This window comes from Nannocystis pusilla (assembly GCF_026626665.1).
GTDB lineage: Bacteria > Myxococcota_A > Polyangia > Nannocystales > Nannocystaceae > Nannocystis > Nannocystis pusilla.
In genome coordinates this window covers 421,513-439,285 of the sequence record NZ_JAPNKE010000002.1, presented here as the reverse complement: position 1 = coordinate 439,285, position 17,773 = coordinate 421,513, and the positions used below count along the sequence as shown (strand labels likewise).

At 69.4% G+C, this 17,773-nt stretch carries 15 protein-coding genes and 2 pseudogenes; 9 read left to right on the top strand and 8 right to left on the bottom strand.

All coding sequences use genetic code 11. The features are described 5' to 3' along the window. Nucleotides 1–16: 16 nt before the first annotated feature. On the top strand, nucleotides 17–997 hold the full coding sequence (locus tag OV079_RS02120; RefSeq protein ID WP_267765923.1) for a TolB family protein: 981 nt from the start codon (nucleotides 17–19) through the stop codon (nucleotides 995–997). Between the two features lie 55 nt (nucleotides 998–1,052). Here OV079_RS02120 and OV079_RS02115 read toward each other — a convergent pair whose 3' ends face one another. The 4 genes from OV079_RS02115 to OV079_RS02100 all read right to left on the bottom strand — a co-directional run bounded on the left by OV079_RS02115 (nucleotide 1,053) and on the right by OV079_RS02100 (nucleotide 4,125). Beyond that, the gene (locus OV079_RS02115) at nucleotides 1,053–2,123 is read right to left on the bottom strand and encodes an MBL fold metallo-hydrolase (RefSeq protein WP_267765922.1); all 1,071 of its coding nucleotides are present in this window, start codon (nucleotides 2,121–2,123) and stop codon (nucleotides 1,053–1,055) included. A gap of 148 nt (nucleotides 2,124–2,271) precedes the next feature. Beyond that, nucleotides 2,272–2,541, bottom strand: coding sequence for a hypothetical protein (locus OV079_RS02110; protein WP_267765921.1), 270 nt, complete (start codon nucleotides 2,539–2,541; stop codon nucleotides 2,272–2,274). Between the two features lie 10 nt (nucleotides 2,542–2,551). Continuing rightward, on the bottom strand, nucleotides 2,552–2,812 hold the full coding sequence (locus OV079_RS02105; RefSeq protein WP_267765920.1) for a hypothetical protein: 261 nt from the start codon (nucleotides 2,810–2,812) through the stop codon (nucleotides 2,552–2,554). Between the two features lie 485 nt (nucleotides 2,813–3,297). Next, nucleotides 3,298–4,125, bottom strand: a complete 828-nt coding sequence (locus tag OV079_RS02100) for a hypothetical protein (protein WP_267765919.1) — start codon at nucleotides 4,123–4,125, stop codon at nucleotides 3,298–3,300. A gap of 231 nt (nucleotides 4,126–4,356) precedes the next feature. Between OV079_RS02100 and OV079_RS02095 the strand changes: the two genes are divergently transcribed. Continuing rightward, nucleotides 4,357–6,312, top strand: coding sequence for a serine/threonine protein kinase (locus OV079_RS02095; RefSeq protein ID WP_267765917.1), 1,956 nt, complete (start codon nucleotides 4,357–4,359; stop codon nucleotides 6,310–6,312). 344 nt (nucleotides 6,313–6,656) lie between these two features. On the opposite strand, the gene OV079_RS02090 is transcribed toward OV079_RS02095, so the two are convergent. Together OV079_RS02090 and OV079_RS02085 are read right to left on the bottom strand one after the other, a co-directional pair. Then, nucleotides 6,657–7,157, bottom strand: coding sequence for a hypothetical protein (locus tag OV079_RS02090; RefSeq protein WP_267765916.1), 501 nt, complete (start codon nucleotides 7,155–7,157; stop codon nucleotides 6,657–6,659). Between the two features lie 841 nt (nucleotides 7,158–7,998). After that, nucleotides 7,999–8,226 carry a hypothetical protein gene (locus OV079_RS02085; RefSeq protein WP_267765915.1) on the bottom strand — a complete coding sequence of 76 codons (228 nt, stop codon included), beginning with the start codon at nucleotides 8,224–8,226 and terminating at the stop codon, nucleotides 7,999–8,001. A gap of 93 nt (nucleotides 8,227–8,319) precedes the next feature. On the opposite strand from OV079_RS02085, the gene OV079_RS02080 reads away from it, so the two are divergent. The 3 genes from OV079_RS02080 to OV079_RS02070 all read left to right on the top strand — a co-directional run bounded on the left by OV079_RS02080 (nucleotide 8,320) and on the right by OV079_RS02070 (nucleotide 12,244). After that, nucleotides 8,320–8,712 (top strand): hypothetical protein, encoded by a 393-nt coding sequence (locus tag OV079_RS02080; RefSeq protein WP_267765914.1) that lies wholly within the window; start codon nucleotides 8,320–8,322, stop codon nucleotides 8,710–8,712. A 387-nt stretch (nucleotides 8,713–9,099) separates the two neighbouring features. Beyond that, complete coding sequence (locus OV079_RS02075; protein WP_267765913.1) at nucleotides 9,100–11,508, top strand: 5'-nucleotidase C-terminal domain-containing protein; 2,409 nt, start codon at nucleotides 9,100–9,102, stop codon at nucleotides 11,506–11,508. 34 nt (nucleotides 11,509–11,542) lie between these two features. Further along, nucleotides 11,543–12,244, top strand: coding sequence for a tetratricopeptide repeat protein (locus OV079_RS02070; protein WP_267765912.1), 702 nt, complete (start codon nucleotides 11,543–11,545; stop codon nucleotides 12,242–12,244). Between the two features lie 200 nt (nucleotides 12,245–12,444). On the opposite strand, the gene OV079_RS02065 is transcribed toward OV079_RS02070, so the two are convergent. Together OV079_RS02065 and OV079_RS57110 are read right to left on the bottom strand one after the other, a co-directional pair. Further along, entirely contained in the window at nucleotides 12,445–12,828 is a 384-nt protein-coding gene (locus OV079_RS02065) for a cytochrome P450 (RefSeq protein ID WP_267765911.1), read from the bottom strand. Nucleotides 12,829–12,922: 94 nt separating this feature from the next. Beyond that, nucleotides 12,923–13,099 (bottom strand): annotated as a pseudogene (locus tag OV079_RS57110) (cytochrome P450); the annotation flags it as partial. Between the two features lie 702 nt (nucleotides 13,100–13,801). Between OV079_RS57110 and OV079_RS57105 the strand changes: the two are divergent. The 4 genes and pseudogenes from OV079_RS57105 to OV079_RS02040 all read left to right on the top strand — a co-directional run. Beyond that, nucleotides 13,802–14,386 (top strand): annotated as a pseudogene (locus tag OV079_RS57105) (multicopper oxidase domain-containing protein); the annotation flags it as partial. 160 nt (nucleotides 14,387–14,546) lie between these two features. Beyond that, complete coding sequence (locus tag OV079_RS02050; protein WP_267765908.1) at nucleotides 14,547–15,341, top strand: multicopper oxidase family protein; 795 nt, start codon at nucleotides 14,547–14,549, stop codon at nucleotides 15,339–15,341. Between the two features lie 127 nt (nucleotides 15,342–15,468). Further along, nucleotides 15,469–15,924, top strand: coding sequence for a fibronectin type III domain-containing protein (locus tag OV079_RS02045; RefSeq protein WP_267765907.1), 456 nt, complete (start codon nucleotides 15,469–15,471; stop codon nucleotides 15,922–15,924). Nucleotides 15,925–16,118: 194 nt separating this feature from the next. Next, nucleotides 16,119–17,456 carry a multicopper oxidase family protein gene (locus OV079_RS02040; protein ID WP_276602586.1) on the top strand — a complete coding sequence of 446 codons (1,338 nt, stop codon included), beginning with the start codon at nucleotides 16,119–16,121 and terminating at the stop codon, nucleotides 17,454–17,456. Nucleotides 17,457–17,773 lie beyond the last annotated feature (317 nt).

Here is a 17,773-nt window from a genome sequence, read left to right as displayed (position 1 = left end):
CTCGTATGGCACCCGGATGAGGCGAGCGATTCACTGCGAGGCGGCGCTGCTGGTCGCGTGCGCGTGCACGGTCGGCGGTCGCGGGGCCGTCGACGCCGTCCCGCGAGCGGCGGAACCCGCGGTCGAGCTCTACGGCGCCGGCCACTTCACGACCGGGGCGTGGGACTTCTTCATGGCCTTCTCGCCCGATCAGCGGCAAGTGCTGTTCGGCCGCGCCGACCCGGCCTTCGACCATTACGAGATCTTGGAGACGCGCCTCGGCGTCGACGGTCGCTGGTCGAAGCCGGCGCACCCGAGCTTCGCCGGGCAGTGGAGCGACGCCGACCCGCACATCTCGCCCGCCGGCGACGCCGTGTACTTCATCTCGAATCGCCCCATCGGCTCCGACGAGCCGGGACCGCGCGCCACGTACGACATCTGGTTCGCCCCCCGCGCGTCGGACGGCTCGTGGGCGCCTGCGCAGCGCGTGCCCGAGCCGGTCAACGACGCCGCGGTCGACGAGTGGTCGCCGGCGATCGCCGCCAGCGGCAACCTCTACTTCGGGATCGAGCGCCCCGGCGGCCACGGCGGCACCGATCTCTGGCTCGCGCGCCGCATCGACGGCGTCTATCAGCCGCCCGAGAACCTCGGCCCTGCGATCAACACGCCGGGCCTCGAAGTCGAGCCGTGGATCGCCCCCGACGAGAGCTATTTGATCTTCGCCGGGCTGCGCCGCGCCGACTCGGTCGGCAGCTACGACCTGTACTTCAGCCGCCGGCGCGACGGGGCGTGGGAGCCCGCGCGACCGCTGGCGAGCCTCAACACCGCCGCCTCCGAGTGGAATCACAGCGTCTCGCCCGACGGCGCATGGTTGTACTTCAGCAGCAATCGCCGCTACTCGGGACCGCTCGGCCCGCGCTTCGACGAACCGCGGGACGACCGCAGCGTCGCCGGCGTCGGCGACGGCAAGCAGGGCGACATCTATCGCGTCTCGATGCGCGCGCTCGGCCTGCCGTGAATGCTCATTGCCACGTTCGCCGGACCGGCGCGTCGCCGCGCCGCCGGTGCGGCCCTCACAGCGGGTAGACGATGAAGTCGTCGTGGACCTCGATCACGGGCTCCTGCATGGCTTCGACGGCGTCGCGCAGCTCGAGCAGGTGGGCCAGGTCGAGCTCGAGCGGGTGCTCGTCGGGGTGCGACGGCTGCATGAACTCGAAATCCTCGCCGGGGGTGTTGGTCATCTCGATGTGCGCGCCGAGGACCCGGCAGACCTCCTTGTCGGCGAGGTGATCGACGAGACGGCCGATGCTGGCGACGTAGGCGGGGAAGTCGGCGATGTAGAGGCGGCCGGGGTAGAGCGTGTCGCCGGTGAAGACGACGCCGGTGGCAGGGTCGTAAACGGCGATGTGCGCCTTCTCGTGGCCGGGCAGCGGGACGATGTCGAGGACGCGCCCGCCGAGGTCGTACTGCACGATCTGCTCGGGCCAGCCGTCGATGCCGAAGAACTGGCGCACCGCCGCCTCGCCGATGCCGACGATGCTGGTGTCGGCGTCGCCGACGAACAGGTCGTTGCCGGCGACGTGATCGCCGTGGGCGTGGGTGTTGCCGACGACGAGCTCGATCGGCGCGCCGCCGTGGGCCTGGGACCAGTCGTCGACGAGGCCGTGGACGATGTCGTCGATCGGGATGTCGCCGTCGCCGGTGTCGAGCAGGAGGGCGCGCTCCGAGCCGAACAGCAGCATCATGAACGGGCCCTCGAAGCTGGTACACAGCGACTGGCGGAGGATCCAGGTGTCGCTGGAGTACTGATGGACCTGGACCTGCGGCTCGCTGCCGCAGTCGGTGCCGTCGATCCAGTGGGCCGGGAGCTCGCCGGCACACTCTTGCACGCCGGTGGTGGCGCTGGTGGTGGCGCCCGTGGAGCTGTCGTCGCTCGTCGAGGTGGTGCTCGTGGTCGTGGCCGGATCCGCGGTGGTGCCGGTCGTGGTGGTGCTGACGGTCGTGGTCGCGCCCTCGGTCGTGGTCACGTCCGTGCCCGAGGTCGTGGCCGCGGCCGTCGAGCCGGTGGTGGTCCCGTCGCTGGCGGCGGGCTCCTCACCGCCGCATGCGAGTACACAGAGCAGGGGAGTCCAGAGCTTTCGCATCACGCGAACGGTACGCCACCCTCGCTCGCGCACGCAACCACGGACAGGTGGACCGGAGTCGGCTAATCTGGGTCTGCAGCGGGCCGGGAGCGGCGGCCCGGGCGTCGGTCCCGCGTGTGGTTACGCCGTCCCCTTTTTCAGCATCCTGCTAGACCTGAAAGTAGTTCCGCCAGGCCTGGTAGAGCGCGTCCCGGATCGCCTGCGGGACCGCGCCGCCGCCGCGGTGGCTGAAGACCCCTGTGTAGCCGTAGTAGTAGTATTCGTTGTCGTTCGTCGCCATGTGATCGTCGCCGGGATTATCCACGTGACGGCTGAAATGGATGTTCGCGAAGGCGGCGATCGTGTTGCAGACGTAATAGACCCAGTTCCCCGTGAGGTTCTCCAGGGCGTTTGCGATCTTCCAGTCGTTCATGCTCATGGCGGCCCCGTCAGCGCTCGGCGAGGGAGATGTTGCCCGTCGGATCGACGGTCATTTTATAATCCTGCGGGCTGCTGTGGACGTCGGCGAGGACCATCTCCCCCGAGCCGTCGTCCCATTCGGCCTTGATCTTCCAGTCCTCGTCCCAGAGGATGCAGCGGCCTCTCCCGGTCTGGATGCTGAGCGGTATGTTCTTGTGCTGGGAGATCCACGCGTACACCTCGGCGTACGACCGTGGCCCCACCGTCTGGCTGTCCGCCGGGTGCTCCATGTTCACGATAGATATGTGGGCGTTCGATTGGTTGTCGCAGCCGCGAATGCCTGTCGTCATTGTTTCCTCAGGGGTTGCAATATGTCTCGCAGACATCGCGGTGCCGTGGGCGAAACGGCCTCTCGTGACCCCGACGACACCGCCCGCGCGCGGCCGCTCGTGCCGGTGGCCGCAGCGCACGCCGCAGCCGCGAGGCAGGCCGGAATCATCGAATCGCGCTCGCCGCCGACGCGCGCGATCGTTGTCGGCTTCCTCGTGCCTCGCCGCGCGCCGCCTGCAGGTCATGGCCGGCCCACGCGCCGCTCCGTGCGAGCATCTCAGGTGCTCGCCGCCTGAGAGCGCTCGAGTTCGTGGTGCCCGACGCCGACGAGTCGCCGCGGCGCATGGCGATGCGGGTCTCGTGCCCAGGCCGCGTGTCTGGCGCCAGATCGGCGTTCGGGCGCCGAGCGCGACACGCGGCATCGCCGCGAGCAAGCGGCTCACCGTCAGCCCCGTGACATCGCGTCCAGGGCGTCCCGGAGGATCGCCCCGCAAAGATCGAGCCCGACTCTCGCATCCGTCAGTGCCGTGTCCTCCGTGACCTTCAGGCCCTCGAACTTGCGCTCGCCGAACGTCGCCTGCAGCGACATGGAGCACGGCCGCTCAAGCAGTCCATTGCACTGGTAGGCGATCCTGAAGTCGACGACGGCCTTCGCGCCGATCCGAACGTCATCGATGGCGACGCCGCGATACGTGGCGGTCGGGTGCGCACACAAGAGCACCGCCTTGGCGCTCGCCGTCACGGCCGACTTGAGCAGATCGATCGACCGCGACACGAGCGTCGCATCGGTGAACGTGAAATCCTCGACCTCGTGCGTCAGCGTGTCGGGAGGGTCTCCGCTGCCGTCCCAGTCGGACGGAACGCCCCGAACGTCGTATGTGTGGAGGCGGAGACCGGAGAGGCGCTTGGCCTCTGGGGGCGAGAGGATCTCGACAGAGTGTTGCTTGCGGTCGCGCCACTGGCGACATCCGCTGCGCGTGCGGACCTCATGGAGGGCGTCGCGGAAGGTAAACTTGTAGCAGAACCCATACTCGGGATCAGTGTGCTTGGACTCGAAGTAGAGGCGGATCGGAGAGCCGTCCCGGACGATGTTCGTGCTCTGCCAATCGATGGTCGACCCGGACGCGTGATCGACGGCTGTACTGAACAGCAGTAGGTCGTACAGCTTCGCGTCCTCGCGGACTTCGGGCGCAACATACACGGAGCGGGGTGTCGCCGACGCGAGCGCCGGGACGGTCCAGAAGATGGCAGCGACGAACCATGGCTTGGGCATATCGTTTTCCTGACGATTGGAGCCTCGTTGCACCCTTCGGCGACCCGAGGCGTGGTGGGTCGGCGGAGCTTGCCGCCGTAAAAGGGGGTGCACTCCTCGGCGCGGCACGATCAGGGAGCGCTCGCTGCGAAAACTCACTGAAAGCCTTCACAAGGGGCCGCGGAGCCGCAACGTGGATGACGCCGCACCTCACCGACCCCGTCTCGCCGATCTGCGATACTTTGCCCTGACATGTCCCGTGAAGCTGCTCTGCACGACCTCCTCGTCTCGCTGTTCAGCGCCGGCGAGTTGCGCATGCACCTGTTTCGCCAGCATGAGGGCGGCGAGCTCCTCACCACGCTACCGGAGGGCGCGTCGCAGGCGACGCTGGTGATGGCCGTCATCGAAGCGTTGAAGCGCCGCGGGCTCATCGACCATGACTTCTTCGATGGCCTCGAGGCCGGACGACCGAAGCGCGTGAACGAGGTCCGCCAGGTGCGCGCACAGTGGATCCATGGGGTCGCCCTCGACCGAGGGGCGAAATGGGCGGATGCTCGCTACGAGCTCGAGGCGTCGTGCGGGCGAGGAAACTTCGGGTTGGTGTGGAAAGCCCTCGACCGGCATACTCTCGAGTATGTCGCCCTGAAGATCTTGCTCGAGCAACACTCCGATGATCCGCGGATCCGCCAGCGATTTGCCCGCGGTGCGCGAGTGCTCGCAGCTCTGTCGCATCCGGCGATCGTCAAGGTCCGTTCCGGCATTGAGCAGGAGGGTCTCCGGTTCTTTTATGCGATGGACTATCTCGAGGGCCGGTGCCTCGGCTCCCTCGTCGGCGAGCGCCCGCGCGACGAGCTGATCGCGCACATCATTGAAATCGGCGACGCCCTCGACCATCTCCACGCGCGCGGTCTACTGCATCGAGACGTAAAGCCGGGCAATATCCTCGTTACTTCGAAGGGACAGCCCAAGCTCATCGACTTCGATCTCGTCAGCGGCGACAACTTCGCGGCGATGACGACCCGCGCCCTCGGCACAGCGATTTACGCACCGCCGGAAGCGATTACGACTGACCCGAAGACCGCGGCTTACGATGTCTTCAGCTTGGCTCGGACCGTCGAATGCGTGCTCCGAGGGCGCGAGCCGCGGCTCGACGAGCTTGGGTCCTGCGACGCGCTCGAAACCTCCACCGCGGTCAAGGACGTTCTCCGAGCCGCCCTGCTCCACGATCCGAGCCGACGCACCAACTCAGTAGCACAGTTCTGTCGCGACCTCGAGCGCGCATGGGCGGGAGAGCGTCGACTTGTCAGGAGGGCAGAGGTCGAGCCCCGCGAAGCCACCGAGACGCTGTCGCAGGCAGGCGATGCCCGATTGCATGCGAACGCGTCGCAAACGAACGAGGCGCACCTCCAAACCGAAGCGCGCCTGCAAGAGGAAGCGCGAGCGCAGGAAGAGGCACGCCTCAAAGCCGAAGCGCGGGCGCAGGAAGAAGCGCGCCTGCAAGAGGAAGCGCGAGCGCAGGAAGAGGCACGCCTCCAGGCCGAAGCGCGGGCGCAGGAACAGGCGCGCTTGCAAGAGGAAGCGCGAGCGCAGGAAGAGGCGCGCCTCCAGGCCGAAGCGCGGGCGCAGGAACAGGCGCGTCAGCAAGCGGACTTGCAGGCCCACGACGAGGCGCGCCAGGAATCTATCCGTCGCGTACGCGCCGTCCAGGCACAGACGCGCGAGTCGGAGCGGCGCCAGTTGCAAGTCGCCGGGCACCGCGCGCGGGAGAGTGCCAGGCGCCGCGTGCTGCTCGTTGGGTCTCCTCCCGGGGACGTGAGCGCCGACGCGTCGGACCCCGGCGCCGACCCGGAGGCCACGAGCCCCGCGTCTCATACGCGAGCCACGGCCGTGGTTCCGGAGCTACCCGCCGCGTCGGAGTCCTGGCAGCCGAGACCACCCTGGCAAATGGGCGAACAGGCCGAACGAGCGTCGGGACCGCTCTCGGAGCCGCATGCTCCCTCGGCGCTCGCTCGGCTCCCCTGGACGACCATCGGCGACGTCACGTACGTCTGTCTCGTCCTCGGCGGCGGCATCTGCTACGGAAAGATCGAGACGACGCCCGAGGGGCTGTTCTTGCTGGCGGGCGTACTCTTAGGCGGACTCGCCGCGCTCTCGCTCATCTACAAGGTCCTGCGGCACGTCCTGGCTGTGCGACGAACCTCATCGTGACGGCACGGCCTGGCCGCATGATGTACCGCGTCGCGGCGACACTGCCGCCCCGACCCGTCGTTCGTAGTGGGCTCGCCCGGACCGGTCACGTCGACGGCCTCGTGTCCCCGGCGGCGGCGGATCTGCCTGGGTGGGCCTCGCGTCGCGCCGCAGACCGCCTTTCCCACCGCCAGGCGCACGCCGCAGCCGCGAGGCAGGCCGGAATCATCGAATCGCGCTCGCCGCCCACGCGCGCGGCCGTGTCCAGCTTCCTCGTGCCTCGCGCGCGCCGCCTATGGGTCATGACCGCAGGGCTGGTGCGGGAGTCGCCGAGCGCCCGTGCGAGCGGTTCGAGCGACGGGGGCTCAGGCGTCGGCGAGGCAGGCCGTCACCGCCCGCATGCAGGAGTCGGCGAACGCCTGATTCTGGCACATCGAGCACTCGGCGTTCGGCGGCGTGGACATCGTGCAGGTCGCCTCGCAGACATCGGCACAGGCGCCGCAGATGCACGCGAACAACGCGTCCGACAGCATCTGCGAGTCCTCGCAGAGCTCGCCCTCCGCGCCCATGAGCGCCTCGGCGCAGCGCAGGCAGTCGGCTCCGGTCGAGCCCGAGCTTGAATCGGGCTCTCCGGAGCTCGAGCTGGACGTGCCCGGCTCGCCGGTCGTGCTCGACGAGCTGGTGGTCGGCGCCGCGGTGGTCGCGTCCGTGCCGGGCTCGTCGGTCGACCCCGAGGATGTGCTCGCCGGGGCCGTGCTCCCGCTGCTGGCCCCGGTCCCGGTGCCGTCGGTCGTGGTCATGTCGCCGGTTTGCCCGCCGCACGCGCCCAGCAGTCCGGTGATGATAAGGACGATCCGTGTCTTCATGGCGACCCCTTCGCCGGCGCCGATGCGCGGGCCGTCACAGTGTGATCCCCTCGCCCGCTCGCCGTCAACTTCGACCGGCGCTCGCGGTCGACGAACGTCCCCCTGGGACATCCGCGAAGTCGTCGCATGAGACCGTCCCCGTCGGGACCCTTCGCCTCGCGCGAGCATCCGAGGATCCTTGAACAATCCGGCGTGGAACGGCCGGTGCTCCGGCACCTTCGCATGACCTCCGCGTCCCCGTCTCCCCGCGGATCGTCCCCGCCCTCTGTCGACATTCACCGCGCTCGCCCTGTTTCCCGGCGCGTTCGAGCTCGAGGGGCCGTGGCGGGGAACATCCGCGACGACTGACACGATTCGCTCGCTCCCCGTACCGACCTCGCTGCGCCGACGACCCGTCGTTCGTCGTCACCCACCGCCTGCCGCTCGAGCAGGCGCCGGACGCGTACAAGACCTTCCGCGACAAGCAGGACGGCTGCATCAAGGTCGTGCTGCGCCCCTGAGGTGATAGCGCCGGCCCGGAGTCGACGTAAACGCCGCGGCGGTGCGCCAGCGGCGTCTCTCGCATTTAAGCGCTAAAATGCTCCAGCGGAGGGCGTCGCGCCGCGATTGCTGCGCCCGAGGACACAGTCACTGTCTGCGCGGACGGCCAATGCTCGGCCAGCGGCCCGCGTCTTCCCTATGCACCGGATCCGGCGCCTCGCAGCACGCGAGCGCGGCCGCGAACCGGCGATCCGCAGCAGGTGAAGGAGATGTTTATGGCCAACGAAACGATGTCCACGACCGCGAACAGGTTCGATTTCTGGACCCCGCTCCCGGCGCAATCCGATGTCCGTCAGTTCGATCAGATCGCCGCGGGCGGCCGCGACGGTACGACGCTCTGGGGCGTGGCGACCGGCGGCGCGGTCTGGCGGTGGAACCAGCAGGCCTGGGAGCCGGTGCCGACCCAGCCGGAGGTCTCGACTTTCTCGCAGGTCTCGGTCGGCGCCGACGACGGCACGGTCGTCTGGGCGGTGGCGACCGGCGGCGCGCTCTGGCGGTGGGACGGGCGCGCCTGGGAGCGCGTCCTCACGCAGCCGGAGGTGTCGAGCTTCTCGCAGGTCTCGGTCGGCGGGGCGGATGGGTCGACGATCTGGGCGGTGGCGACCGGCGGCGCGGTCTGGCGGTGGAACGGGAAAAGTGGGACAAGATCCCGACGCAGTCGAATGTGTCGAGCTTCTCCCAGGTCTCCGTCAGCGGCGACGGCTCGGCCATCTGGGCGGTGGCGGACGGCGGCGCGGTCTGGCAATGGCGTGAGGGCGACTGGATCCGCGTGCAGCCGCAGATCGACGTGCAGAGCTTCTCGCAGGTCTCGGTCGGCGGGCCGGGCGGTTCGGTCGTCTGGAGCGTGGCGAACGGCGGGGCGGTCTGGAGGCGGCAAGCGAGCCTATGGGCGCAGGTCCCCGCGCAAGACGACGTCAGCCGCTTCCGCCAGGTCGCGCTGAGCGGCGCCGATGGCTCGACGATCTGGGCCGTGGCCGAAGGCGGCGCGGTCTGGGTGCGAGGACCCCAGGTCTGACCGCGGATATTCGGGTACGACGATTGTCCGTAGCACTCGCCGGCCGCGCACGGACGCGCGGTCGACGGGAACCGGAGCAGACACGGATCTCGGGCCGAGCCGAGCGTGAGCGCCATCGCCGAACCCGAGCGCGTGCGTGGCCGCGGAGCCGGGCGCGGACCCGCCTGTCATCCCGCGGATGATCGCCGATCACGGCATCGCGGCGCGCCCGTTGCGCCCGCCATCATGCGTGATATTGCGGCCACGATGCGCAGAAGCCGTGACTGTCCCGTGATTCGACTGTCGATATTGCGCTTCCAGGCGTCTCCGCTTGACAGCGTAAATTTATCGAAGGCAGTATGCCCGCGCCGCAGCGCCGCGCCGATCGCGGTGACAGGAATCATCACGATGCATTATTTTTCGCTCCGTCTCCCCGCGATCACCACATTCGCCCTGCTCGCCCCCGTGATGCTCGCCGCCTGCGGCGACTCCGGCTCGTCCACCACCGAATCCGCCGGCACCGACACCGACGCCCCGACGGGGACCACGACCTCGACGTCCGCGCCGGGCACCACCGCCGTCGACCCCACCTCCACCGGCACCACCGACGCCCCGACCACCGGCACCACCGAGGGCACCACCACCGAGGGCACCACCACCGGCACCACCGAGCTCACCACCGAGGGCACCACCGCCGGCACCACCGAGGGCCTCACCACCGACACCACCGACACCACCGACACCACCGGCGAGCCCGTGACCCCGGAGGGTTCGCGGGCCGTGCTCGCGCTGCTGGAGACCACCGATCTCCACACCACGATCCTCGGCTTCGACTACTACAAGCTGACCGAGGACCCCTCGTACGGCCTCGATCGCACGTCGACCCTGATCCAGCAGGCGCGCCAGGAGTTCGCCAACACCGTCCTCGTCGACAACGGCGACACCATCCAGGGCACGGTGCTCGCCGACTACCAGGCGCTCGTCGAGCCGCTCGAGTGCGCCGACACCCTGGCGATGTACAAGGTGATGAACCACCTCGAGTTCGACGTCGGCGGGATCGGCAACCACGAGTTCAACTTCGGCCTGCCCTTCCTGTCGCAGGTGACCCACACGCCGTTCGACGTCCCCGACCTCGATCTCGCCGGCTCCGAGATGTGCGGCGGGCCGACCTTCCCGCAGCTGTCGAGCAACGTCTTCAGCGCCAAGACCGACGCGACCCTGTTCCCGCCGACCGCGCTGCTGTCGCGGACGATCACCGCCACAGGTCCCGACGACGCCCCGCTCACCTCGACGCTGACGATCGGCTTCGTCGACGTCACCCCGCCGCCGATCCTCAACTGGGACAAGAAGTGGCTGGACGGCAAGGTCTACACCCAGGGCGTGCAAGAGACCGTGCCTCCGCTCGTCGAGGCGCTGCGGGCCCAGGGCGCCGAGATCGTGGTGGCGATCATCCACGGCGGCCTTGACGACTCGCCCTATACGCCCGCGCTCGAGAATCAGGCCTGGTATCTGGCCCAGATCCCCGGCATCGACGCGATGCTGATGGGCCACTCGCACCAGGTCTTCCCCAACCCGGCCAGCACGGCGCCGCAGTTCGACCTGCCGATGGTGGACAAGGACGTCGGCACGGTCGCGGGCGTGCCGGCGGTCATGGCGAACTTCTGGGGGCAGCACCTCGGCGTGATCAAGACCGGGCTCGTCTTCACCGAGGGTCGCTGGACGATCGACGCCGGTCAGACGGTCGTCGAGGCGCGCCCGATCGGCACCACCTGCATGGGCGGTCTGCCTGTGGCCTGCGACGCCGATCAGCGCTGGCGCACCGGCGAGCCGTGCGCTTTCGCCGGCATGTGCGAAGGCCAGGTCGACGGCGCCAAGATCCGCGTCGACGCCGATCCCTCGATCGCGCCGCTCGTCGACGCCGAGCACCAGGGGACGGTCGCCTACGTCAAGACGCCGATCGGCACCACCGACTTCGAGATGACGACGCTGTTCGCCGATCTCGGCGACGTCGGCGCGATCCAGATCGTCAACCAGGCGCAGGCCGACCACGTCTCCGCGTACATCCAGGCCAACCTGCCGGAGTACGCGTCGCTGCCGGTGCTGTCGGTCAGCGCGCCGTTCAAGACCGGCTTCGCCGGCGGCAACGACTTCACCGACGTGCCCGCGGGCAACATCGCCATCAACAACGCGGCCGACCTCTACCTCTACGCCAACACGCTCCAGGCGGTGAAGGTGACCGGCGCGGAGCTCCACGACTGGCTCGAGAAGGCGGCGACGCGCTTCAACCAGATCGACCCGCAGGTGGCGACGCCGCAGCCGCTGATCAACCTTGCGATGCCGGGCTACAACTTCGACATGATCACCGACCCGCGGGTCAGCTACGAGATCGACGTCACCCAGCCCCTGCCGCCGATGGGCGAGAAGGCGAGCGGCCGGATCAAGAACCTCACGTTCGACGGCGCCCCGATCGACCCCGCCGCCGAGTTCATCGTCGCCACCAACAACTACCGCGCCGGCGGCGGCGGGCAGTTCCCCGGGCTCGACGGCAGCAAGACGATCTACGCCTCGCCCGACACCAACCGCGAGGTCCTGATCGCCTACATCAAGAAGATCGTGACGCTCACCCGCCAGGACCACGGCTCCGCCCGCAGCTGGCACTTCACCAAGGTGGCGACGACGGGCCCCGTGGTCTTCTCCTCGGCGCAGAACGCCCTGCCCAAGGCGCAGGAGGCCGGCATCGACGGCATCACGCTGGTCGAGCAGGACGACGGCAGCAACAAGATGCTGTCGCTCTACGCGATCGACCTCTCGCAGTGAGCCCATGCGAACGACGCCGATCCCTGTCGTCCTCGTGACCGCGCTGGCCCTGTGCCGGTGCGCGCGAGAGGAGCGTCCAGCGCCCGGCCCGCGCGAGGCCGTCGCCCCGGCCGGGCAAGCGGCGCCCGTCGAGCGAGCGCCGCACGTCGCTCACGGGCCCCGGGACGCCCACGCGGCCCACGACGCCCACGCGGCCCATGACGCGCAGGAATCACCGCACGCTGCCCACGACGCGCAGGAACCACCGCTCGCGGCCCTCACGGCCGCGGCCGAGTCCGGCGATGTCGACGCGGCGGTCGCTCTCGGGCGGCGATACCTTCGCGGCTCGGCCCAGTTGCCGGCCGACGCCGGTCAGGCCCGGGCCTGGTTCTTGCGGGCCGAGGCGGCGCGTCCGGGCAGCGCCGCCTACGAGCTCGGACGGATGAGCCAGAGCGGCAAGGGCGTGCCGGCGGACCCCGTCGAGGCCGTGCGATGGTTCGAGGTGGCGGTCGACGCCGGCTCGGCCGACGCGATGTTCTTGCTCGCAGGCGCCGCCCGCACCGGCGCCGGCCTGCCACGCGACGACGCCCGCGCGGTCGCGCTGTATCGGCGCGCCGCCGCCATGGAGCACCCCGAAGCCTTGCAGGCGCTCGGGCTCGCGTACCAGCACGGAGAGCTCGGCCTGGCGATCGACGAGTCCGAGTCTCGCCGTTACATGGCCGCCGCCGGTCACGCGCTCCAACACCACCACCGCTGATGGCGCGACGCCCCAATGGGGCCACCGCGGCCGAGCGCACGAACGCCCCAGACGGGGCGACGAGCGGCGCCGCGAGACATGTCCTATTCAACATATCCCGGAGGACATGTTCTTCTTTAAAACAATGACCTTTTCGCCATGTCCTGTTCGACATGTCGATGAGGCCATGTCGTACACGCGCCCGCCGGTCGGCCTGTCCCTCACGTGAGGTGCAGCGGCAGCGCGCGCAGGCCGTGCAGGTTGATCGAGCTCCGCCACCGCAGCCGGGCAGGGTCGACGGCGAGGCGCAGCCGGGGAAAGCGCCGGACGAGCGCCACCAGGGCGATCCTCCCCTCGAGACGGGCCAGCGGCGCGCCGAGGCAATAATGAAGGCCGAGGCCGAACGCGACGTGACGATTGGGCTCGCGGGTGATGTCGAGCCGATCGGGGCGCTCGAACGCCGCCTCGTCGCGGTTGGCCGCGGCCAGCAGGGGCATCACCGCCTCGCCCGGCGGGATCGTGACGCCCCGGATCGTCACCTCCTCGCGGGTGAAGCGCGGCGGCGGCTGCTCGACCGGGTTCGAGAAGCGGAGCAGCTCCTCCACCGCGCTCGGGATCAGCTCCGGGCGCGCGCAGCAGCTCGAGCTGATCGGGGTGCTGCAGCAGCGCGAGCGTGCCGTTGCCGATCAGGTTCACGGTCGTCTCGTGCCCCGCCAGGATCAGCAAGAACAGCATCGCCACCAGCTCGTCCTCGGTCAGCTTGTCGTCGCGGTCGCGGGCCTGGATCAGGGCCGTCGCCAGGTCGTCGGCCGGCTCGGCCTGGCGGAGCCGGATCAGGCGGCGGAGGGCGCGAGCGAGCAGGAGGAGGCTCGGCATCTGGCGCACGATGTTGAGCAGGCTCGCTCCGCTGTTCTCGACCATCGCGTTCATCCAGCGGCGCAGCTTCATGCGCTCCGCCTCCGGCACCCCGATCATCTCGGAGATGATCGTCAACGGCAGCGGGAGCGCGAAGTCGGCGATCAGATCGACCGAGCCGCGCGCCGCGGCCCGATCCAGCAACGTCGCGGTCAACCGCTCGATCGGGCCCGACAGCGCCTCGATCCGCCGCGGGGTGAACACCCCCTGGACGAGCGTGCGGAGCCGGCGGTGCCCGGGCTCGTCCTGCGAGATCATCGACGTGTTGAGCGTGCGGACCACCGGCGGGAGCCACCACTGATCGGGGCGCCATCGATTCGCGCCGGCGTTCCGCGGGTCGCTCACGAGACGCGGATCTCGCAGCGCGCTGTACACGTCGTCGTAGCGCGACAGCAACCAGACGCGGCCGAAGAACGGCAGGCGAATCGAGGCGACGGGCGCCTCTCGCCGCAGGCGGGCGTAGAGCGGATAAGGATCCTGGCGGACCTGCGGGTCGGCGAAATCGATCTCGAGCGTCATACGGGGCTCTCAACGTAGCGCCCCGCCCCTCTTCCGGCACGCGCGAAGCGCCGCGTTCGCTGCCGACCCGGCAAGCGCCCCGAGCAGCACGGCGCCCTGTTGGGGCCTCGGACGCCCACTGCCGCCGCGGCCTGCTCATCACAAATGTCGAAGGCCGCTGCAGAATATTCTCAGGCTGGGCCCGCGTTGCCCGCGCGCGTGGCTTCGCTTCGCCAAGGATCTCGCGAAGACCCGGACTGGCACGCCCCGTGCTTAGCCCGACGGTTCAAGATCATGCGTGCTTCCGAGATCCTGGCCATGACGAGCGCGCTCGTGCTGCTCGCCTGCAACGGCGACGCGCCGACGAGGACCCTGGAGGCGCCGCTCGGCCCGGCGCCGTTGCTCGACGTCGATCCGGCTCCGGACGCCATCGAGGTCAGCGTCGTCGCTGCGCCGGGTCGGTGGGCTTTCCTCCCCGGCAAGCCCGCCGACGTCTGGGCCTACCGCGACGGCAACGTGGACGGCGACGAGGGCCGCGTGCCGGGTCCGATGCTGCTCGGCAAGGTCGGTGACCACGTCACGGTCCACTTTCGCAACGACCTGCCCGAGCCGACGACGCTGCACTGGCACGGGATCAAGGTGCGGGCGATGCACGACGGCAGCAACGTGTCGCAGATGGCCGTCGAGCCCGGGAAATCGTTCACCTACGAGTTCACGCTCACCGAGGCGGGCACCTTCTGGTTCCACCCGCACCTGCGAGCGGACGAGCAGATCGAGCGCGGCCTCTACGCGCCGATCGTGGTCCTCGGCGAGGACGAATTCCCGGTCGACACCGACCGCGTCCTCGTCCTCGACGACGTCAAGGTCGAGTCGAGCGGCCAGCTCGCCGACGATCACCAGCCTGGACCTCATGGTCGGCCGCCAGGGCAACGTGCTCCTCGTCAACGGCGAGAGGCTCCCGCGCCTCGAAGCCCCCGCGGGCGGGCGAGAGCGCTGGCGCCTGCTGAACAGCGCCAACGGGGCCTACTTCGACGTCAGCCTGCCCGGGCACTCCCTGCGCGTCATCGGCTGGGACGGCGGTGTCTTGCCCGAGCCCTACGACGTCGACCATTTGCTCATCGCGCCCGGCGAGCGCTACGAGCTGCTCGTCGAGCTCGGGGGCGCCGAGGGCGACACGATCGAGCTGCAGACGCAGCACTACGACCGCGGCCACGCGCTGCCGGACCTCGGCCCGCGGCCCCTCGCCACCTTCGCGCTCACCGCCCCTCCTGCGAACCCTGCGCCGAGGTCACCCGAACCGCGAGGCGACGTCGAGCCGCTGCCGGTGACGCCCGCCACGCCGCGCCGCAGCTTCACCCTGTCCGAGGAGGAGCCCGCGGGCCCCGCGGACGAGCCGCGCTTCTTCATCAACGACGAGGCCTACCCCGACGTCACGCGCCTGGTCGTCGGGACAGGTGAGATCGAGGTGTGGGAGATCGTCAACGACGCCGAGATGGACCACCCCTTCCATCTGCACGGGACCTTCTTTCAGGTGCTCGATCAGCCGCACCTCGGCTGGAAGGACACCGTCAACGTGCCGCGGAAGTCGACCGTGCGGATCGCCGTCGACTTCGACAACCCCGGCCTGTGGATGTACCACTGCCACATCCTCGAGCACGCCGAGCGCGGCATGATGGGCGTCCTGCAGGTCGGAGAAGCGCCGTGAGCGGCGCCGGCGGCCGGGCGCCGCGGTTGCCGCGCCCGTCCTCGTCAGCGATCCCGACCGCAGCAACAGCGAAAATTTTCTGCGTAATGCTCCATCGTCCTTGCCGTCCAATGGAAGGCCAGCCCCCATGCTACACCGACGCTACGCCCCGCTCGCTTTGATCCTCACCGTCCTCCTCGCCGCTTGCGGCGAGGACCACAAGAGCACCGATGCCACGACTCACGCGGGCACGCACGGCGGCGGAGGTACTGCGGACACGACGACCTCGACCACGGGCGAGGGCTCGAGTCCGACCACGACGGCCGTGGCGCCGCCGGCGGCGCCGACCGACCTCGCGGGCGACATCCTCGAGGGCGGCGTCCACCTCACCTGGAAGGACGCCTCGGACAACGAAGACAACTTCATCATCGAGAACAGGGCCGACGGCGACGCGGACTTTTCGCCCGTCATCGAGCTGCCCTTCGACTCCGTCACCTATCACGACACCGACGTCATGTCGGGCAAGAGCTACGTCTACCGCGTCAAGGCCGTCAACGCCGCCGGAGAGGCCGTCTCCGACGAGATCACGGTCACGCTCCCGTGACGCTCCGGGGCCTCGATCGAGGCCCCGCGAAGACGCCGAGCGTCACCCGGGTCCGAAGACCCGGGTTCGATCACGATGGTAGCGACGCCTCTCGTCGAGCCTGTCGCCTGGCGCTTGGCCAGACGAGATTGTAAGGACTCACGACGTGCGTGGCCCCTGAGCATCGCAAGAATTCGAGGACGATCATGAAAGACATGAAACTCAGTCGACGCCAAGCCCTCGTGGCCAGCGCGGCCCTCGGGGGCGCAGCCTCCGCTCTGGCGAGTCGAGAGGCGCAGGCTGCGGCTCCTGTTCACAAGTGGGAGTCGAGCTACAGCGGCGGAGGGACCTCCGCCGCGCGGGCGCCGGGACTGCCGGGGCGCGACTACCAGCCGACCGTCACGCCCGGGGGGGCCACTCTGGACTGGAAGATCGTCGACGGCGTGAAGGTCTATCACCTCGTCGCCGAGGAGGTCGATCACGAGTTCGCCCCCGGCCTTCGCGCGCGGTGCTGGGGCTACAACGGCCGGGTCCACGGACCGACGATCGAGGCCGTCGAAGGCGATCGCGTGAGGGTCTACGTCACCAACAAGCTCCCCGCGCCGACGACGGTCCACTGGCACGGCGTCTTCCTCCCGAACGGCATGGACGGGGTCGGTGGCCTCAATCAACGGTCGATCGCGCCGGGGGAGACGTTCCGCTACGAATGGACCTTCAAGCAGTCCGGGACCTTCATGTACCATTCGCACCACGACGAGATGACCCAGATGGCGCTGGGCATGCTGGGCATGATCGTCGTCCACCCCCGCCCTGCGCCGCAGGGCCACCGGGTCGACCGGGACTTCGTGATCATGCTGAGCGAGTGGAAGATCGTTCCGGGCGCCAGGCGGCCCGACCCGAACGAGATGACGGACTTCAACGTCCTCACCATGAACGCCAAGGCGTACCCGGGCACGGCGCCGCTGGTGTGCCGCACCGGCGAGCGAGTGCGGATCCGCTTCGGCAACCTCAGCGCCATGGACCACCACCCGATCCACCTGCACGGCTATTACTGGAAGGTCGTGGCCACCGACGGCGGCCGGCTGCCGGTGTCCGCGCAATGGTCGGAGACCACGGTGCTCGTGCCCACGGGTAGCACCCGGGATGTCGAGTTCGTCGCCGACGCGCCCGGGGACTGGGCGATGCACTGTCACATGACCCACCACGTCATGAACCAGATGGGACACGACCTGCCGAACATGATCGGCGTCGACGCGCGCAAGGTCGGCGCGCTCGGCGGCCGCGTCGTCCGCGGCTACATGCCGATGGGCGAGCGCGGGATGGGCGACATGGCCGAGATGGGGATGCCTGTCCCGAAGAACAGCATCCCGATGGTCGGCGCCAAGGGGCCGTTCGGCGACATCACGATGGGAGGCATGTTCACCATCGTCAAGGTGCGCGACGAGGACATCGGCGACGGGAACCAGGACCCCGGCTGGTACAAGCACCCGCCGGGCACGGTCGCCGCTCTCGCAAGGAAGGAGGACATGGCTCGTGACGGCATCCAGGCGTGAAACTCCGATTCGCGGTGCTCTCATCCGACACGGTCGTGCTCGTCTCCTCGCCTCGCTGCTCGCGGCGCTGTCGGCCTGCCGCGCAGGCCTTCCGCCCGAGCCTCCGGGGGCCGATCCGGCCGACCCGAACGCCCCTGCAGCGCCGTACGAGACGCAGGCGAATCCGTACGAGGTCTCGGCCTTCGCCGACGCGCCGGCCGAGTCTCACAGCGGGCACGAGCCCATGGACCATGCCGGGCACGGGCACATGGGCCATGGTGGCGGTGCCTCGGAGCAGCCCGCGAATACAAATCCTCACTCCGAGCACGCAGGCCACG

What these genes read in the sequence shown, in the direction of transcription:
- OV079_RS02050 (WP_267765908.1), top strand. Translation starts at nt 14,547, where the DNA reads ATGGTCGGCCGCCAGGGCAACGTGCTCCTCGTCAACGGCGAGAGGCTC.
- OV079_RS02040 (WP_276602586.1), top strand. Translation starts at nt 16,119, where the DNA reads ATGAAACTCAGTCGACGCCAAGCCCTCGTGGCCAGCGCGGCCCTCGGG.
- OV079_RS02075 (WP_267765913.1), top strand. Translation starts at nt 9,100, where the DNA reads ATGCATTATTTTTCGCTCCGTCTCCCCGCGATCACCACATTCGCCCTG.
- OV079_RS02045 (WP_267765907.1), top strand. Translation starts at nt 15,469, where the DNA reads ATGCTACACCGACGCTACGCCCCGCTCGCTTTGATCCTCACCGTCCTC.
- OV079_RS02105 (WP_267765920.1), bottom strand. Translation starts at nt 2,812, where the DNA reads ATGGAGCACCCGGCGGACAGCCAGACGGTGGGGCCACGGTCGTACGCC.
- OV079_RS02115 (WP_267765922.1), bottom strand. Translation starts at nt 2,123, where the DNA reads ATGCGAAAGCTCTGGACTCCCCTGCTCTGTGTACTCGCATGCGGCGGT.
- OV079_RS02120 (WP_267765923.1), top strand. Translation starts at nt 17, where the DNA reads ATGAGGCGAGCGATTCACTGCGAGGCGGCGCTGCTGGTCGCGTGCGCG.
- OV079_RS02110 (WP_267765921.1), bottom strand. Translation starts at nt 2,541, where the DNA reads ATGAGCATGAACGACTGGAAGATCGCAAACGCCCTGGAGAACCTCACG.
- OV079_RS02090 (WP_267765916.1), bottom strand. Translation starts at nt 7,157, where the DNA reads ATGAAGACACGGATCGTCCTTATCATCACCGGACTGCTGGGCGCGTGC.
- OV079_RS02095 (WP_267765917.1), top strand. Translation starts at nt 4,357, where the DNA reads ATGTCCCGTGAAGCTGCTCTGCACGACCTCCTCGTCTCGCTGTTCAGC.
- OV079_RS02100 (WP_267765919.1), bottom strand. Translation starts at nt 4,125, where the DNA reads ATGCCCAAGCCATGGTTCGTCGCTGCCATCTTCTGGACCGTCCCGGCG.